At 59.3% G+C, this 17,377-nt stretch carries 12 protein-coding genes; 10 read left to right on the plus strand and 2 right to left on the minus strand.

Annotated elements, in window-relative coordinates; genetic code table 11:
• Positions 1-5 precede the first annotated feature (5 nt).
• The 3 genes from KW848_RS22800 (at position 6) to KW848_RS22810 (ending at position 7,680) form a co-directional block, all read left to right on the plus strand.
• Positions 6-1,373, plus strand: a complete 1,368-nt coding sequence (locus KW848_RS22800) for a DUF1329 domain-containing protein (RefSeq protein ID WP_218538110.1) — start codon at positions 6-8, stop codon at positions 1,371-1,373.
• Between the two features lie 140 nt (positions 1,374-1,513).
• Positions 1,514-4,069, plus strand: coding sequence for a LuxR C-terminal-related transcriptional regulator (locus tag KW848_RS22805; protein WP_218538111.1), 2,556 nt, complete (start codon positions 1,514-1,516; stop codon positions 4,067-4,069).
• Positions 4,070-4,233: 164 nt separating this feature from the next.
• Complete coding sequence (locus KW848_RS22810) at positions 4,234-7,680, plus strand: dermonecrotic toxin domain-containing protein (protein WP_218538112.1); 3,447 nt, start codon at positions 4,234-4,236, stop codon at positions 7,678-7,680.
• Between the two features lie 17 nt (positions 7,681-7,697).
• Here KW848_RS22810 and KW848_RS22815 read toward each other — a convergent pair whose 3' ends face one another.
• A complete protein-coding gene (locus KW848_RS22815) occupies positions 7,698-8,480 on the minus strand; it encodes an IclR family transcriptional regulator (protein ID WP_218538113.1) in 783 nt (260 codons plus the stop codon).
• Positions 8,481-8,644: 164 nt separating this feature from the next.
• Between KW848_RS22815 and hmgA the strand changes: the two genes are divergently transcribed.
• From hmgA to maiA, 3 genes are read left to right on the plus strand one after another with little or no spacing between them, the layout of a single operon-like run.
• Positions 8,645-9,949 (plus strand): homogentisate 1,2-dioxygenase, encoded by a 1,305-nt coding sequence (gene hmgA / locus KW848_RS22820; protein ID WP_218538114.1) that lies wholly within the window; start codon positions 8,645-8,647, stop codon positions 9,947-9,949.
• Between the two features lie 3 nt (positions 9,950-9,952).
• Positions 9,953-11,260: a fumarylacetoacetase gene (gene fahA, locus KW848_RS22825; protein WP_218538115.1), complete on the plus strand. Its 1,308-nt coding sequence runs from the start codon at positions 9,953-9,955 to the stop codon at positions 11,258-11,260.
• Between the two features lie 12 nt (positions 11,261-11,272).
• Positions 11,273-11,908, plus strand: a complete 636-nt coding sequence (gene maiA, locus KW848_RS22830) for a maleylacetoacetate isomerase (protein ID WP_218538116.1) — start codon at positions 11,273-11,275, stop codon at positions 11,906-11,908.
• Positions 11,909-12,028: 120 nt separating this feature from the next.
• Here maiA and KW848_RS22835 read toward each other — a convergent pair whose 3' ends face one another.
• Positions 12,029-12,832, minus strand: coding sequence for a SirB1 family protein (locus KW848_RS22835; RefSeq protein ID WP_218538117.1), 804 nt, complete (start codon positions 12,830-12,832; stop codon positions 12,029-12,031).
• Positions 12,833-13,015: 183 nt separating this feature from the next.
• Here KW848_RS22835 and KW848_RS22840 point away from each other — a divergent pair, with 183 nt between their 5' ends.
• The 4 genes from KW848_RS22840 to KW848_RS22855 all read left to right on the plus strand — a co-directional run bounded on the left by KW848_RS22840 (position 13,016) and on the right by KW848_RS22855 (position 17,349).
• Positions 13,016-14,035 (plus strand): Glu/Leu/Phe/Val dehydrogenase dimerization domain-containing protein, encoded by a 1,020-nt coding sequence (locus tag KW848_RS22840; protein WP_218538118.1) that lies wholly within the window; start codon positions 13,016-13,018, stop codon positions 14,033-14,035.
• A 114-nt stretch (positions 14,036-14,149) separates the two neighbouring features.
• Positions 14,150-15,244, plus strand: a complete 1,095-nt coding sequence (gene pdhA / locus KW848_RS22845) for a pyruvate dehydrogenase (acetyl-transferring) E1 component subunit alpha (RefSeq protein ID WP_218538119.1) — start codon at positions 14,150-14,152, stop codon at positions 15,242-15,244.
• On the plus strand, positions 15,237-16,223 hold the full coding sequence (locus tag KW848_RS22850; RefSeq protein ID WP_192410185.1) for an alpha-ketoacid dehydrogenase subunit beta: 987 nt from the start codon (positions 15,237-15,239) through the stop codon (positions 16,221-16,223). The genes pdhA and KW848_RS22850 overlap by 8 nt, the downstream gene beginning before the upstream one ends.
• A 16-nt stretch (positions 16,224-16,239) precedes the next feature.
• The gene (locus tag KW848_RS22855; protein WP_218538120.1) at positions 16,240-17,349 is read left to right on the plus strand and encodes a dihydrolipoamide acetyltransferase family protein; all 1,110 of its coding nucleotides are present in this window, start codon (positions 16,240-16,242) and stop codon (positions 17,347-17,349) included.
• Positions 17,350-17,377 lie beyond the last annotated feature (28 nt).

Genomic DNA, 17,377 nt, shown 5'->3' on the forward strand with positions numbered 1-17,377 from the left:
ATTTAATGCGCAAGATGATTCTGCAATGCGGCGCCCTGGCCTTGAGTCTGCTGGCTGCCAACGTGATGGCGGCGGTATCGCCTGATGAGGCCAACAAACTGGGCACCAGCCTCACGCCGGTGGGTGCCGAGAAGGCCGGCAACGCCGACGGCTCGATCCCGGCCTGGACCGGCGGCATCCCGAAAAACGCTGGCGCAGTCGACAGCAAAGGTTTCCTGGCTGACCCGTTCGCCAGTGAAAAACCGCTGTTCACCATCACCGCGGCTACGGTCGACAAGTACAAAGACAAGTTGTCGGATGGCCAGGTAGCGATGTTCAAGCGCTATCCGGAAACCTACAAGATCCCGGTCTACCCGACCCATCGCACCGTGGCCCTACCCCCGGAGATTTACGAGTCGGCCAAGCGCTCCGCACTGAACGTGAACAGCATCAACGACGGTAACGGCCTGGCCAACTTCACCGGCAACCGCTACTACGCGTTCCCGATTCCGAAGACCGGCGTCGAGGTGTTGTGGAACCACATCACCCGCTATCACGGCGGCAACCTGCGCCGCATCATCACTCAGGTGACCCCGCAAACGAACGGCAGCTACACGCCGATCCGCTTCGAGGAAGAGATCGCCGTACCGCAACTGATGAAGGACCTGGACCCGGAAAAAGCCGCCAACGTGCTCACCTTCTTCAAGCAATCGGTGACGGCCCCGGCACGTCTGGCGGGTAACGTGCTGCTGGTGCACGAAACCCTCGATCAGGTGAAAGAGCCGCGTCTGGCGTGGATCTACAACGCCGGCCAGCGTCGTGTGCGTCGCGCACCGCAAGTGGCTTATGACGGGCCGGGTACTGCGGCTGACGGCCTGCGCACGTCCGACAACTTCGACATGTTCTCCGGCGCACCGGATCGCTACGACTGGAAACTGGTCGGCAAGAAGGAAATGTACATCCCTTACAACAGCTACAAACTCGACTCGCCGAGCCTCAAGTACGACGACATCGTCAAGGCCGGGCACATCAATCAGGACTTGACCCGTTATGAGTTGCACCGGGTCTGGGAAGTGATCGGTACGGTCAAACCGAGTGAACGGCACATCTACGCCAAACGCCACATGTACCTCGACGAAGACAGCTGGCAAGTGGCGCTGGCGGACCACTACGACGGTCGCGGTCAGCTGTGGCGAGTCGCCGAGGGTCACGCTCAGTACTACTACGATCACCAGACTCCGGCCTACACCCTCGAAGCGCTCTACGACATCATTGCCGGCCGATACATTGCCCTGGGAATGAAGAACGAAGAGAAGCACAGTTTCGAATTCGGCTTCGAAGCCAAGGCCGCCGACTACACGCCATCGGCCCTACGCGCCGAGGGCGTTCGGTAAGGGTTTTGATACATTGGCAGTACAAAAGGCGACCGGGTGGTCGCCTTTTTTATGGCTGCCAATCAGCGTGCTGAATACTTCTCAACAAGCGGGTTAGAGAGGGCTAGGGTTGCCGGACAATTATAAAAAGGCACGCCGCAATGACCGCCATGATCCCGTGTCTGGACCGTCCTGGATTTCTGCCCCGTCTGTCCACTCATCACTTGTCACGGGCTCGCTTGACCGAGCCGTTACTGGCGTCTACGGCACGGGTGAAATTACTCTGCGCGCCAGCCGGCAGTGGCAAGACTGCGCTGCTCGCCGAATGCCTGTTACAGGCCCCGCTGCAGTGCCGCGTGTTCTGGTTGCCATTGTCTGGCGTGGTGTTGAGCGCGGTGGATTTTCGTCAGCGTCTGGCAGAGACGCTGGGGCTGGCTACGTCGAGTGAAACGGAGCTACTGGGCTATCTGGCGCGATTGCAGACGCCGACCTGGCTGTTTCTGGATGATTATTGCCGCCTGCCTGATCCGGAGCTGGACCTGTTGCTCGATCGCATGCTGGCGACCAGCAGTCCGATGCTGACCTGGTGGCTGGGTGCTCGCCGCCGGCCACCCTGCAACTGGCCAAGGTTGCTGCTCGACGATGAGTTGTACGAGTGCGAAAGCACTTCGCTGGCTTTTACGGCCAATGAAGTCGAGCAGATAGTGCAGCCCTGGGTACCGGAGCATGCCGGCAAAGTGGCCAGTCGGATCATCCTGCGCACCGGCGGCTGGTGTGCCGGTGTGCGGATTGCATTGCTGCAGAAATGCGACTGGTCGCGTCAGGACAAACCCCTGGGACGGGCGGACACCTTGCTCGATTACCTGGAGCATGAGTTGTTCAACTCGCTGACGCCTGAGTTGAGCGAAGCCTGGCGGGTGCTGGCCCATTTGCCCCGCTTCAATGCCCGGCTGTGCGATCACCTGTTCGGGGCCGGAGAGGGCGCTCAGTACTTGCGGACCTTGCAAACGCTGGGCTGTTTTATCGAACCTTGGGGGGACTCCACCGATTGGCTGCAGATATTCACCCCGTTCACCCAGTTGTTGCGCGATGAGCAATGGCCGGCGGGACGCTCCTGGCATCGGCGTGCCTGCCAATGGTTCTGTACCGAACAGGACTGGAAATCGGCCTTCGAACAGGCCTTGCTCGCCGAGGAATATGAGGTGGCGGTCAGCCTGTTGCAGCACTTCAGTTTCGAGCATTTGTTCGAGGAGCAAACGGTGGTGCTGTTGTTGCGTTTGCATGAGCAGCAAGGCGAGGAATTGACGCTGGGCAGCCCGCAATTGGTCGGATTGATTACCGCTGCGCTGTTGTTCGCCGGACGTTTCGAACAGGCGACCGCCTGTATCGCGCATTTGGCGCATTTCACGCCTCAACCCTCGGCGGTGCTTGAGCGTCAACTGATTGCACGTTGGCAGGCCCTGCAGGGTTGGTTGCTGCATTTACAGGGACGAATGGAGGCTTCGCGCGCGCACTTTCTTGACGCGTTGAGCGTGCTCGATCCTGAATGTTGGACGGCGCGCCTGATGTGTTTGTCCGGTTTGACGCAACAGGCATTGCTAAGGGGCGAACTCGACGTGGCGCAAGCCCACAACCGCGACGCGCTGTGCCTGGCGCGGGCACAAGGTTCGCTGGTGTTCGAAGGCCTGATGGAACTCGATCATGCGCAATGGCTGGAGCAGCGGGGTGCCCCGGCTCGCGCTGAAAGCCTGCTCTGCAATATCGATGAACTGCTCCGTCAGCGTTCGGATCGACCCGCACCCTTGTTGGGACGAATTGCATTGCGTCGTGGGCGGTTGGCCCTGTGTCAGGGGCTGGATGAACAGGCAGCGGATTTTTTTCACTCCGGGTTGGAGGACTGTGTTCGCAATCAAGATAAACGTGCGCTGTACGGGTTTCTCGGGCAGGCACAACTGGCCGCCAATCAGGGCGACTACGCCCAAGCCTTCGTCCGTCTGCGCGATGCCGAGCGATTGATGCAACAGCGGCAGATTCCGGACACGGTCTACCGTGGTGCTCTGCTGCAGGTCAGCAGTCAGTGCTGGTTGCAACAGGGGCGTCCCGAACTGGCCCGTGAGGCGTTGAGTCGGGTGCTCAAACATTATCGGGGGCCACAGGCCCGGCAGGCTCCCCCGGCGACACTGGAGCTGATTCCGCGGATTGAGTATTTGTTGATTCTGGCCGAGGTCAAACTGCAACGGGTGGAGAATCCTTTGGCTCGACTCGCCGCTCTACTCGAGCATACACAAGTGAACGCAATGGTCAGCCTGGAAGCCGAGCTTCTGCTGGCAATGGCCGAGGCGGCGTTCATGGTGGGCGAACTGGGGAGTGCCCGGCAGTTTTTCGAAAAGGGCGAAACGAAGGCGAGCCGTTGTAACTTGCCGCAGTTGTTGACGCAGTTATACAGACGTTGCCCCAGCCTCTTGTCGGAACTGCACGTTGTCGATAATAACGAGCCATGTTCCGATAGGGAGACTAATGAAAGCCCACTGAGTCTGAGAGAGTTGGAAGTGCTTGAGTTAATTGCGTCGGGAAGTTCTAACCGGCAAATAGCTGATAAGTTGTTCATCTCATTGCATACTGTTAAAACACATGTCCGGCGGATTCATGGAAAGTTAGGGGTTGAGCGCAGGACGCATGCCGTGGCAAGGGCAAGAATGCTGGGTTTGTGCGGTTAATGGTTATTTAATAAAATTATTAACCTGTTTTTATGTTCTGGGTAATTAATGTTTTGTAAAGGACGGCGGGTGTCTTTATTGGTTTTGATTACGTTAAGTTAATTGCACTGGTTCAGGCAACGTTCGTTGTCTGATTTTTTAAAGTGCATTAATGGAATATGCATATGAGTGTTCAGGAAGTATCGCTGACACAGGCGCATCTGGGGCCGGTGTTTGAAAGTTTTACCGCGCTGGAAGAAGCGCTGAAGAAAAGCCCGTCGTTTAAACTAATCCTGCAAGAGGTTTTGTTGAAGGAACTTCAGCAGCTGTTGCTGGAGGTCTTCATCAGCAGGACTTACATCAATGCCCGACGTTCAGGCATTGCGAATCAGGAGCCGACCGGTCTGTTCACGGACGTGTTCATGGAGTGTCTGAGCCGTGGGCGTGCTCCTGTTTATGACGTGACTCAGTACGGCGTTTATGACGTGCATAACTCCGTGGATGAATCGGACCGGGTTGACGGTCTGGATGTGGTTGCTCTAGGGGAGCTGATCGGCGATGTGCTGGGTACGCTGGAACAAAAATACACGCTAGGTCTGGAACGATACTGGACGACACCTCTGGGCAAGGACGTCAACAGTAGTAAGCTGGCCTCTCGCCGCAGTGATCTGCGGGACTTGTATGCGGCGCTTTTCTGGCAAGAGTTGAAAGCAACAGTACAAATGCAAGGGGTGAGGTCGGAAGTAGAAGAGAGCTGCGAAGTTTATATCAGGGGCAATCTCCAGACGCCGGCTTGCAGTCTTTCTGTGGAACTGGAAAACGGACGATTTGCAACGCTGGCTTGTTGTTTTGTCATGTATTCAAGTGGCCGGACCATCGATGAGCTTGTGCCTGCCAATGATGACTGGGTCATTCTTTATACCCCTGAAAACGGGCTGGAAACGTTCCAGACGTCGGCAATAATGCATCGCTCGCTTGAGCTACGCCTGAGCGACCCGAAAAGCCGAATGCAGTTGCTCAAAGGTATTTCACAGCAGCACGCTGAACAGGTAAAAAGTGTTCCCGATATCCGTTATTTCAGAATCTATGGCGAAGTTTTCCAGATCGTCATCGACAATCTGTTGAATAAACAATGGCATGAAGTTGCTCATGGAATTCGCCGTTTGCTGGAGCCGGATGCGGATCTGCCCGCCATCATTCAATCGATTGAGCAGAGTCAACGTCTGGGCGAATTGGGCGATGATGCCAAGCACCGCACCGCACGTCTGCTCGCATTGGTGACGAAGAATGCCAGGCCACAATGGCTGAAGGAAACTTCCACCACCGAACAGGAAGTTTTTGCCTCTTTGGAACAGGCGTTGCTCAGTAGCCAGGTGAAATTGCATGAGGTGATGGGGGGACTGTCCTCATTCCAGGAGTATGTGCGGCGTGTCGTCGAAGAACATATTTCCCAGGGCGATGCCAATCGCGTTGATCCGGATACCGTTTGGGTGAAGGTAACGCATCGGGTACGTATGGGCGCCAGGAACATCGAGCATGTCCAGCGTAAAAATCTGACACAGCTGTTTATGTACGGTGTGCATGATGTTGCCGGGAGATACACCATTCAGTTTGAAGAGCATCATTACAATCCACGACTGACAGTTTCCAATATCGAATTCGCCATCCGGCAGTTTGATCTTCGTTTGAAATATGCCAATGAGCGAACTTATCGCCTCAGCAATCCGCAAGTTAAAGACGCCATGCGGGAAGTATTAAGTCAACAGACTGCACTCAGTAACTACGCCGCGATACTTCAAAAACATATCAGCCCGAAAGCACAGGACATCATGCAGCGCTATCTGTTTGGCGATCCTGGAATGGAGGCGTACAGCGTTGCTTTTGTCCACTACTACCGCCCCTTCAAAAATATGATCGTTTACCGTGCCAGAGGTACAACTCCTGAACTTTCGATGCATGTGCTCTATGCGCCTGGTGCACCGACGGGCCAGCAATGGTATGAGTTTCCCGATCTGACGGCATTGAAGCGACAGTTCGGTACGTGGGGTTTCGGGCAGCGCAACAGTGACTTCCTGATCGGGCAGGCTTTCAGCACGGATCGTGCGGAGTTCGTGAAGGACTATCTCTCCTATGACGAGCCGGAGCGGGTGCTCCAGCCATGGTGGTGGGGCGGTGTCACTTTGGTGAAATGGACGAGCGGAGTGGAAGACGGACCGCTGATGGGCGCCATCCATAACATTGTCGACTGGGAGATTGCCGAAGAACAGGTGGTTACACCCAACTGGTACAGAAAGGCTGCGGCACAAGATCGCGAACTTTTCACAAGGCTGAACACAGACTTCAAAGCCATCTACCAGGTATCAAAAGAACCACTGCATATTGAAACGTTTGCTGCCTTCTCACGAAAATTGGTCATGAAGGCGCTGAACGATTATCTGCGTCTATCCGGCCCGCATCCGGAAATCGATCCAGATCGGGTGAGAGTCAAGTTGCGTGGATACGACTATATGACGCTCACCAATGTGTTCATTCAGTGGCAGATTTGGCGCGCTGATGGAACGGTGTGGTTCGGCTCCATGGATAACTCGTCGCTGGGGCGCTTGAATGAGGCCACCGTCACTGCGTTGATCGACTTATTGCCGGGAGAAAAATATGAGCAGTATCTGCAGCAGGATTTTCTGGCAACGCCTTCTTATGATCTGAAGTCGAAGCTTTACTGCAAGATCGTGCAGAACGAAATGCTCAGGGCAGCATTGACACAAAAACTTCAGGGCTCTCTTTCCGGTGAACACTTCAATTGGCTCAAGGGGCTGATCGAGGGGCTGGATCATGATCGTTCTTACAATCCGGTTCCGTTCCTGACGGGTGCCGCGCCAGGCGAAGGCGTGTATACGCTGGCGCTCGAAGGGCGACGGTTGGAGGGGGCCTATACGTTTGGGCGCAACGTGGCTGGCAGGTTGGAATACCTGATCTACATTCCGAAAGCACCGGATGGCCTGACATTCCGTCCCATTGAGTCATTGACTCAGGGCTTGAAGGGATACTCACTGGGCAATCATGTTGTCGGGCTTGTCAGGTTGGAGGACAGAGGCGTAGTGCAACGTTATGTCGACAACTGCCGCAATGCTTCAGGTGCCTTGCCGACGCCAAGGTTGCAAGACAGTTACCCTGTGACCCACTTCAGGTTCGAATACAACAGCATGGTGTCGCGGCTTATCTACGACGTCGACTATCAGACGAGCACGCATGCGGAAATCTTCTGGCGTAATGTGATGACCGGCGCAGAACTGGTGGTGGATGTCATCTCGCTGTTTGTCCCTCCAGTCGCTCTGGTGGCCAGCATCCTGCGTATCACGCGCTCGATCGTTCAAGGTGTGGTTGCCTACAGCCTGGGCGATGAAGATGCCGGAAAAGCCTACCTCGCCTCGGCCTGGAGAAGCACCATCCTCTTGTATATTGGCATCGTCTCGGGGGTTGGCACATCCACTTCGGCAGTGGGCCTTCTGACGCGGATCAAAGACATCTCTGATATTGTGTCGACCGCGAGCGGCGTTCCGGTGGGCGTCGACTATGTCACTGCGGTGACGTCCACGTACCTGCTTCAGGACAGTAAAGCCCGAATCACAGATTGATCCTGCCGGGTTAGCCATTACTCCGGCTGATACCCCATCCGCCAACTCACGGCCCGCGTCGCAGCCAACAACCGCTGCGCCGCCGGGCCGTTTTCGTCGGCGTGGAACAACGAAGCCGGACCGACGATGGTCAGCACGGCGGCGATCTGTCCGACCGCGTTGAACACCGGGGCCGACAAGGCGTCCACGCCCGGCATCAACAAACCATGCACATGATGCAGACCGCGTTCGCGGATCTGTTCGCACAACGCCTGGTAGGCCTGATCGTCCGCCAGCGTATGTGAAGCGCTGCTGTGCAGTTCCTGCTCGCGCAATTCGACGGTTTCACGCTTGGGCAGATAGGCGCCGAACACCAGCCCTGTGGACGAACTGAGCAACGGCAATACCGAACCCAATTGCGTCACCACCGTCACCGCGCGCACTGCTGGCTCGATGTGCACCACGGTCGCGCCCTGGTTGCCCCACACCGCTATAAAGCAGGTTTCGTTCAACTCATCGCGCAATTCAGCCAGGGGCAGGGCGCCGACTTTCAGCACGTCCATACTGTTGAGTGCGGCGAGACCGACGCGCAAGGCTTCGCGGCCCAGACCGTAATGGTTGGTGGCCGCATTCTGTTCAGCAAAACCGCTGGCGATCAGCGCCTGTAGATAGCGGTGAACCTTGCTCGCCGGCATCTGTACGTGTTCGGCCAGGCGCGACAGTGACGTCGATGGCGATAACTCGGCCAAGGCCTTGAGGATGTCGGTGCCGACCTCGGCCGAGCGGACTTTCTGTTTATCGTTGCTGCGCGGCGTTTCCATGGAGGCGGTCTGATCCCGGGACGAATGGGCGTCTTTATAGCTTGACGGTCAATACCAATCAAATTACGTTAAGCGTAATCGAATTACGATAAAAATAACCCGGGCGTGCCCAGACCTCTTGAATGGAGCGACAGGCCATGCCTACTCCCTGTTCAGGAGGCTCCATGAACCTCGATTCAACGGCGCCCGAGCTGGCTTATCAGTCCGGCTTCGGCAACGAATTCAGCAGCGAAGCGTTGCCTGGCGCACTGCCCGTCGGCCAGAACTCCCCGCAAAAAGCCCCTTACGGTCTCTACACCGAACTGTTCTCCGGCACCGCGTTCACCATGGCCCGCAGTGAAGCGCGGCGCACCTGGATGTACCGTATTCAGCCGTCGGCCAATCACCCGGCGTTCGTCAAACTGGATCGGCAACTGGCCGGCGGCCCGTTGGGTGAAGTGACCCCCAATCGTCTGCGTTGGAACCCGTTGGACATCCCGAGCGAGCCAACCGATTTCATCGACGGGCTGGTGAGCATGGCTGCCAACTCCGGCGCGGAAAAACCGGCCGGGATCAGCATTTATACCTACCGCGCCAACCGTTCCATGGAGCGCGTGTTTTTCAACGCCGATGGCGAACTGCTGCTGGTACCGGAGCTGGGACGTCTGCGCATCACAACGGAATTGGGCGTACTGGAACTGGAGCCGCTGGAAATCGCCGTGCTGCCACGCGGCCTGAAATTTCGCGTCGAACTGCTCGATCCGCATGCCCGCGGCTACATTGCCGAGAACCACGGCGCGCCACTGCGCCTGCCAGACTTGGGGCCGATCGGCAGCAATGGCCTGGCCAATGCGAGGGACTTCCTGACCCCGGTCGCGCATTACGAAAACCTCAAGCAACCGACCACGCTGGTGCAGAAATTCCTCGGCCAGTTGTGGGGCTGTGAGCTCGATCATTCGCCGTTGAATGTGGTCGCCTGGCACGGCAACAACGTGCCGTACAAATATGACCTGCGTCGTTTCAACACCATCGGCACGGTCAGTTTCGACCACCCGGATCCGTCGATCTTCACCGTCCTGACGTCGCCGACCAGCGTCCACGGTCTGGCCAACCTCGACTTCGTGATCTTCCCGCCACGCTGGATGGTCGCCGAGAAAACCTTCCGGCCACCGTGGTTTCACCGCAACCTGATGAACGAATTCATGGGCCTGATCAAGGGCGAGTACGACGCCAAGGCCGAAGGCTTCGTGCCCGGCGGCGCGTCCTTGCACAGCTGCATGAGCGCCCACGGCCCGGATGGCGAAACCTGCACCAAGGCGATCAACGCCGAACTCGCACCAGCGAAAATCGACAACACCATGGCTTTCATGTTCGAGACCAGCCAGGTGCTGCGCCCGAGCCGCTTCGCCCTGGATTGCCCGCAACTGCAAAACAACTACGATGCCTGCTGGGCCACGCTGCCCGCCACTTTCGACCCGACCCGGAGATAACCCATGACTCAGACTTCCATCACTCGTAGCTGGGTTGCCTCCGCCAACGGCCACGCGGATTTTCCGCTGCAAAATCTGCCGTTGGGCGTGTTCAGCGTGAAGGGCGGCGCGCCGCGCAGTGGCGTGGCGATCGGCGACCATATCTTTGATCTGGGAGCGGCACTCGATGCCGGGCTGTTCGACGACGGTGCTGCGCGGACCGCCGTTGAAGCCACCCGTGGCGGCCAGTTGAATGCATTTTTCGCGCTGGGTCGCGAGGCTCGTGTCGCGCTGCGTCAACGCATGATCGAGTTGTTCAAGGAAGACAGCACCCAGCGCGGCAAGATCGAAGCCCAAGGCGCAAAACTGCTGCCGCTGGCGGCGGATTGCCAGATGCACCTGCCGGCGAAGATCAACGACTACACCGACTTCTACGTCGGCATCGAGCACGCGCAGAATGTCGGCAAACTGTTCCGCCCGGACAACCCGTTGCTGCCGAACTACAAGTACGTGCCGATCGGTTATCACGGCCGCGCTTCGACCATTCGCCCATCGGGCACCGAGGTTCGCCGTCCGAAAGGCCAGACGCTGCCAGCCGGCCAGACCGAGCCGACGTTTGGTCCGTGCGCACGTCTGGACTATGAGCTGGAGCTGGGCATCTGGATCGGTCAGGGCAACGACATGGGCGACTCGATCGCCATCGGTGACGCGGCCGATCACATCGCCGGTTTCTGCCTGCTCAACGACTGGTCGGCGCGGGACATCCAGGCTTGGGAATACCAGCCGCTGGGGCCGTTCCTGTCGAAGAGTTTCATCACCAGCATCTCGCCTTGGGTGGTAACTGCTGAAGCGCTGGAGCCGTTCCGTCGCGCTCAGCCGGCACGTCCGGAAGGCGATCCACAGCCACTGCCGTACCTGTTCGACAAACGCGATCAAGCCGCTGGCGCCTTCGACATCGAACTGGAAGTGCTGCTGCTCACCGAAGGCCTGCGCGAACAAAACCTGCCGGCCCATCGCCTGACCCTCAGCAATACCCAACACATGTACTGGACCGTGGCGCAAATGGTCGCGCACCACAGCGTCAACGGCTGCCAGTTGCAGGCCGGTGACCTGTTCGGTTCGGGCACGTTGTCGGGACCGGAGAACGGTCAGTTCGGCAGCCTGCTGGAAATCACCGAGGGCGGTAAAAAGCCGATCGAACTGGCGTCTGGCGAGGTGCGTAAATTCCTTGAGGACGGCGACGAAATCATCCTGCGTGCCCGTTGCAACCGCGAGGGTTTTGCCTCCATCGGTTTCGGCGAGTGCCGCGGCAAAGTGCTGCCGGCACAGTAAGAGGATCGGGTCATGGAACTCTATACCTACTACCGTTCGACTTCGTCCTTTCGGGTGCGTATTGCGTTGGCGCTCAAGGGACTGGACTACCAGGCGCTGCCGATCAACCTGATCGCGCCGCCAGGTGGCGAACATCGACAGCCGCCGTATCTCGGCATCAATCCGCAAGGCCGGGTGCCGGCCTTGCGCACCGATGAAGGCGAACTGCTGATCCAGTCGCCGGCGATCATTGAATACCTGGAGGAACGTTATCCACAGGTGCCGCTGCTCTCCAAAGACTTCGCCGCTCGCGCCCATGAGCGTGGTGTGGCGGCGGTGATTGGTTGCGATGTGCATCCACTGCATAACGTCAGCGTACTCAACAAGCTGCGGCAGTTGGGGCACGATGAACCGCAAGTGGTGGAGTGGATCGGGCACTGGATCAGCCAGGGATTGGCGACGGTGGAGCAGTTGATCGGCGATGAGGGTTATTGCTTTGGTCCGACGCCTGGGCTGGCGGATGTTTACCTGATTCCGCAGCTGTACGCGGCCGAGCGCTTCAGCATTTCACTTGAGGCGTACCCGCGGATTCGTCGAGTGGCGGCGTTGGCGGCGACGCATCCGGCATTCATCAAGGCGCATCCGGCGAATCAGCCAGATACCCCTTAACACCCTCACACCGAACCAATGTGGGAGCGGGCTTGCTCGCGAAGAGGGCGTGTCAGTCAACATGAATGTAGCTGACACACCCTCTTCGCGAGCAAGCCCGCTCCCACAGGGGATGTGTGGTTAATGGACGATGGAGTTAGGCGGCAAATGTCCCAACCGTTCAGTCAGGCGAATCCGCTGAATCGGGTCGTCACTGAGCAGCAGGGCATGCTCCAGGTCGAAGCGCTCGGCGTTCGGGCAATCCAGCCGTTGATAGAGGCTGGCCCGGGCCAGGTAATCGGAGGCACTGGCGTTGCCCAGTTCCAGCACGCGTTCGGCGTCGATCAGGGCGCCGATGTAGTCATCGTTGGAAAGGTGTAACTGACGCAGGTTGCGCGACAGCCGCTGCAGCATTTGCACCGGTTCGGCGGTGAGCAAATGCTCGGCGCCAAGCTGCATGTTCGGGCCGTACTGGCGTTGCAGCAATTCCCGGCAATCGTTGGGGTACAAACGACGCCCGCCGCACGGGTCGAGCAGGTGATCGGCGCCCGGTACCCGCAGCAGGAAATGCCCGGGGAAGTTGACTCCAACCATGGGGATTTCCAGACCTTTGGCCAGTTCCAGAGCAATCAATCCCAGGCTCAGTGGCTGCCCGCGTCTGCGTTCCAGCACTTTATTGACCAGCGCGACTTGCGGACGCAATGGCGTGGAGTCGTCCTGAGCGAATCCCAAGTCATTCATACGCCGTAACAACGGCTGGGCCAGCTCGCTCACCGGCAACATCGGCAAGCCACAACTGACCCGTTGTTGAAGGTCCTTGAAACCTTGCAGCACGGCCTCGGGATTGACCTCACTGTCGTGTTCGGCGGCAATCCACAGCGCCGCCTCGAACAGCGCGGGCGGTGAACGTTGCAGACAGTCGAAAAAACGTTGGCGGGGGGTCATCAAAATCTCCGGCTAATGCCTCGTTTTAGCCCCGTCTCCGGCATTCGTCCAGTGCCGAACATAGGCGGTTGCAGGTTATGTCCGAAAGTCTGCATGGCGGCGTCGCTTATTCCGGTGCGCTTCTGCAATTTTTGGGCGCAAGCCTATACTGGCCACTACAAGAAGTGATTCGGGAGCCCTACGATGTTCGCTCTCATGCAAAGCACTCGCCTTGAATCCCTGCATCTGAGCGTCGACTCGGTCACCGGGTTGAAGGCGGTCATTGCCATTCATAACAGCCGGCTGGGACCTGCCCTGGGCGGGTGTCGTTACCTTGCCTATCCCAGCGACGAGTCCGCCGTCGAGGATGCGGTGCGCCTCGCCCAAGGCATGAGTTACAAGGCGGCGCTGGCCGGCCTGGCTCAGGGCGGCGGCGTGGCGGTGATTGTTCGCCCGGTTCATGTGGAAAACCGCGCCGCGCTATTCGAAGCCTTCGGGCGTTGCATCAATCAGCTCGACGGCCGCTACATCACCGCCATCGACAGTGGTACCTCGGTGGCGGACATGGATTGCATCGCCCAACAGACCCAGCACGTCACCAGCACCACCGCGGCGGGCGACCCGGCACCGCACGCGGCGATGGGCGTGTTCGCCGGTATTCGTGCCACCGCCATGGCCCGGCTGGGCAGCGATAACCTCGAAGGCCTGCGAGTAGCGATTCAAGGGCTCGGCAACGTTGGCTATGCCCTCGCCGAACAGCTGCACGCCGCCGGAGCCGAATTGCTGGTCAGCGACATCGATCACGGCAAAGTCCAACTGGCGATGGAGCAACTTGGCGCCCATCCGATCGCCAACGACGCGCTGCTCAGCACCCCTTGCGACATTCTCGCGCCCTGCGGCCTCGGTGGCGTACTCAATAGCCACAGCGTGACGCAACTGCGCTGCGCAGCGGTGGCCGGCTCGGCGAACAACCAACTGACCCATCTGGAAGTCGCTGATCAACTGGAACGGCGGGGCATTCTGTATGCGCCGGATTACGTGATCAATTCCGGCGGGCTGATCTACGTTTCGCTCAAGCACCGCGGCGAAGAGCTATCGACCATCACCGCACACCTGTCGAAAATCAGCTCCCGGCTGACCGAAGTCTTCGCCCATGCCCAAGCGGAAAAACGCTCGCCGGCCCGGGTAGCGGACGAGTTGGCGGAGAAAGTGCTGTATCGATGAAGTGAACCGATGAAGGAGTGAGGGCCTATCCGGCAGACTTGCTCCCAAGGCCTGGCGCCACAAGCGTCAGGCTTGACTGACGCACGCTGACGCGGCGTGCCAGGAGCCCCTGTGATGCTTCACAAGGTTGAGCTGCCTTACACCCGATTTTTATCCCCTGACGGCCAATTGCTCGGCGAACTTCCTGCCTGGGCCGACGATTTCAATTTGCTCACGCGCCTTTATCGGCAGATGGTCCTGACCCGCCTTTTCGATCAGAAAGCCGTCGCCCTGCAACGCACCGGGCGCATTGGCACTTATGCGCCGACATTGGGCCAGGAAGCCATTGGCGTCGCCGTCGGCAGCGTGATGCAGGCCGAAGACGTGCTGATTCCGTATTACCGTGACACCGCCGTGCAATTGATGCGCGGGGTGCGCATGGAAGAAATCCTCCTGTACTGGGGCGGTGACGAGCGCGGCAGCGATTTTGCCGAACCGGCGGCGGCCCAGGACTTTCCGATCTGTGTGCCGATTGCCACCCAGGCGTTGCATGCCTGCGGCGTTGCCAGTGCATTCAAAATCCGCGGCGAACATCGGGTCGCCGTCACCACCTGCGGCGACGGCGCCACCAGCAAGGGCGATTTCCTCGAAGCCCTCAACGTCGCGGGTGCCTGGCAGTTGCCGGTGGTGTTCGTGGTCAATAACAACCAATGGGCGATCTCGGTGCCACGACGGATTCAGTGCGGCGCCCCGACCCTGGCACAGAAAGCGATCGGTGCCGGGTTCCACGGTGAGCAGGTCGACGGCAATGACATGCTCGCGGTTTATGACCGGGTACACGTGGCCCTCGACAGGGCGCGTCACGGTAAAGGCCCGGTGTTGCTCGAGTGCCTGAGCTACCGCCTCGGCGACCACACGACAGCCGACGATGCCACACGCTACCGGTCGGCGGACGAGGTCAAGCAGGCCTGGCTCGAAGAGCCGGTCAAACGCTTGCAACGTTTCATGGTTGACCAGGGCGTGTGGGACGAAGGCCGCGAACAGGCGCTGATCAGCGAATGTCAGGGCTTGGTTCAACGTGCTGTGGATAACTTCGAAGCGGCGGGTATTCAGGCGCCCGAATCGATCATGGATCACGTCTACGCCCAATGGCCGGCGTCCCTCGCCGGGCAGCGTGAAGAATTGCTCGAACGGGCGGCGCGCCGCGCGGGAGATGCGAGCCATGAGTAACGGCAAAGTCACGTTGCTGGAAGCGGTGAATCTCGCGTTGCATCGGGCCATGAGCGAAGACGAAAACGTCATCGTCCTCGGTGAAGACGTCGGGGTGAACGGCGGGGTGTTTCGCGCTACCCAAGGGCTGCGCGACAGCTTTGGCTTCAAGCGAGTCATCGACTCGCCGCTGGCCGAAACCATGCTCGGCGGACTGGTGGTCGGCATGGCCGCTCAGGGCTTGAAACCAGTGGTGGAAATCCAGTTCATGGGTTTCATCTACGCGGCCATGGAACACCTGGTGTCCCACGCCAGCCGCATGCGCAATCGCACCCGCGGGCGGATCACGTGCCCGATGGTGATGCGCACGCCGATGGGCGCAGGAATTCGCGCGCCGGAACATCACAGCGAAAGCACAGAAGCATTGTTCGCGCACATTCCAGGTCTGCGGGTGGTGATTCCGTCATCGCCGGCCCGGGCCTATGGCTTGTTGCTGGCGGCCATCGATGACCCGGACCCGGTGGTGTTTCTCGAACCGACCCGGCTCTATCGCATGAACCCGCAACCTCTGTTGGATGACGGTAAACGCCTGCCACTGGACAGCTGTTTCACCCTGCGTGAAGGCAGCGACATCACGCTGATCAGCTGGGGTGCCAGTGTGATGGAAACCCTGCAAGCTGCCACCGCATTGGCCGAGCGGGGCGTCTCGGCGGAAGTGATCGATGTCGCGAGCATCAAGCCGCTGGACCTCGACACCATGGAAGCCTCGGTGCGCAAGACCGGTCGTTGCGTGATCGTTCATGAAGCGCCGCGCTCCTGTGGCGTCGGTGCGGAAATCGCCGCGAGCCTCTATGAGCGGGTGTTGCTGGAATTGCAGGCACCGATCCAGCGCGTTACGGCGCCGGACATTCCGCCGCCGCTGTATCGACTTGAGTCGCTGTACATGCCCAACGTCGAGGACATTCTTCAGGCCTGCGATAACGTTCTTCACTTTGCCTGAACCCAAGGAGGCTGCGATGAAATACTTCAAACTGCCGGATCTGGGCGAAGGTTTGCAGGAGGCGGAAATCGTCCGCTGGCACGTCGCGGTCGGCGATAACGTCAAGGCCGATCAACTGCTGGTGTCGGTAGAAACCGCCAAAGCCCTGGTGGATATTCCCGCGCCCTATGACGGCGTGGTGGCAAAACTTTACGGCGGCGAGGGCGACATCGTTCACGTCGGAGAACCCTTGCTCGGCTACGAAGGCGAAGCCGATGCGGGCACCGTAGTGGGGCGACTCGAAGGTGGCGGCAGCAGTCAGGAGGACTCGTTTTTCATCGGAGCGGCCCCCTCGACCCGAGAGCACCTGGCGACTCGCGCCACGCCGGCCGTGCGGCAATTGGCCCGGCAACTTGGCGTGGAGTTGAGCGGTGTGACGGGCTCTGGCCACGAGGGGCTGATCACCCGGACGGATGTGGAAAACGCGGCTCAAACTGAACTGGATCGCTTCGGCGGCGAACGGTTGCGCGGTGTGCGGCGCAGCATGGCGCTGAACATGGCCCGGTCCCATGCCGAAGTCGTGCCGGTGACGATTTTCGGTGATGCCGACCTGCATCGCTGGGGTCAGGCGCGCGAACCGCTGATTCGTCTCGCCAAAGCGATGGCCGCCGCGTGCGCCGTGGAGCCGGTGCTCAACAGCGCCTTCGATGGCAAAAGCCTGTCGCTCAAGCAACACGAACGGCTCGACCTGGGCATCGCCGTGGACACCCCGGACGGCTTGTTCGTGCCAGTGCTGCGCGATGTCGGTCACCGCACCCCGGCTGATTTGAAGGAAGGCGTCATGCGATTAAGAGCCGATGTGCAGGCGCGATCGATTCCGCCCAAGGAAATGATGGGTGCAACCCTGACGCTGTCGAATTTCGGCACCTTGTTCGGTCGCTACGCCAACCCGGTGGTGGTGCCGCCGCAAGTCGCGATCCTCGCCGCTGGCGCGATCCGTGACGAACCGGTCGCGGTCGATGGCGCGGTGGTGGTGCATCCGGTTTTGCCGCTGTCCCTGACTTTCGATCATCGTGTGGTCACGGGGGGCGAGGCGGCGCGTTTCTTCAAGGCGCTGGTCGAGGCGCTGGAACAACCCGACGCTTAAGTTTTTCGCAGGCATGAAAAAGGCCCTG

It is taken from the genome of Pseudomonas sp. PDM25, assembly GCF_019219045.1.
Lineage (GTDB): Bacteria > Pseudomonadota > Gammaproteobacteria > Pseudomonadales > Pseudomonadaceae > Aquipseudomonas.